Source organism: Mesorhizobium sp. M2D.F.Ca.ET.226.01.1.1 (assembly GCF_004022705.2).
Lineage (GTDB): Bacteria > Pseudomonadota > Alphaproteobacteria > Rhizobiales > Rhizobiaceae > Mesorhizobium.
In genome coordinates this window covers 1-1,188 of sequence record NZ_RZOY02000040.1, presented here as the reverse complement: position 1 = coordinate 1,188, position 1,188 = coordinate 1, and the positions used below count along the sequence as shown (strand labels likewise).

General features: G+C 63.5%; 1 protein-coding gene. It reads right to left on the bottom strand.

What is annotated here, in order from left to right:
* Positions 1-1,188, bottom strand: a 1,188-nt coding sequence (locus tag EN869_RS33655; RefSeq protein ID WP_135858170.1) for a UDP-glucose/GDP-mannose dehydrogenase family protein, incomplete at both ends; no start/stop codon positions are given.

Below are 1,188 nucleotides of genomic sequence, written 5' to 3'. Positions count from 1 at the left end.
CGCGCGATCACCTTGGGATCGTAGAGGTTGCGGCCGTCGAAGATGACCGGCGTCGTCAGCGCATCCTTGAGCGCGTCGAAGGACGGCGCGCGGAAGCTCTTCCATTCGGTGCAGATCAACAGCGCGTCGGCGCCGCGAAGTGCTGCCTCCTTGGTGCCGCAGAGCAAGAGATCGTCGCGCAGGCCGTAGATCGCCTGGCACTCCTGCATGGCCTCGGGATCATAGGCCTGGACCTTGGCGCCGGCCGCCCAGAGCGCTTCCATCAGCGTGCGCGACGGTGCCTCACGCATGTCGTCGGTGTTGGGCTTGAAGGCCAGACCCCAGACGGCGAAGGTCTTACCCTTCAGCGCGCCCTTGAAATAGTGGTTGACCTTGTCGAACAGGACAGACTTTTGCGCATTGTTGCGCTCCTCGACGGCGCGCAGCAATTTGGCGTCGAACTTGACGCCCTCGGCGGTCTTGATCAGCGCGCGCACGTCCTTCGGGAAGCACGAGCCGCCATAGCCGAGGCCGGGATAGATGAAATGGTAGCCGATGCGCGGATCCGAGCCGATGCCCTTGCGCACCTCCTCGATGTCGGCGCCCAGCTGTTCGGCGAGATTGGCCATCTCGTTCATGAAGCTGATCTTGGTCGCCAGCATGCAGTTGGCGGCGTATTTGGTGAATTCGGCGCTGCGCACGTCCATCACGATCATCTTCTCGTGGTTGCGGTTGAACGGCGCATAGAGCTCGCGCATCACCATCTCGGTGTCCTCGCTGGACGTGCCGACGATGATGCGGTCCGGCTTCATGCAATCGGCGACCGCCGAGCCTTCCTTGAGGAACTCCGGATTCGAGGCGACGTCGAAGGTGAGGTCCTCGCGGCCGCGCTTCTTCAACGTCTCGGCGATCCTGGCCTTCACCTTTTCGCACGTGCCGACCGGCACGGTCGACTTGCCGACGACGATCTTGGCGCCGTCCATCTCGCGGCCGATGGTCTCAGCGACGGCGAGCACATATTTCAGATCCGCCGAGCCATCCTCGCCGGGCGGCGTGCCGACCGCGATCATCTGGATCTGGCCATGCCTGACCGCCGCGGCCGCATCAGTGGTGAAGCGGATACGTCCGGCCGCGTGGTTTTCCTTGACGAGGCTTTCGAGGCCCGGTTCGAAAATCGGGATCAAACCCTGGTTGAGCCGCTCCACCTTC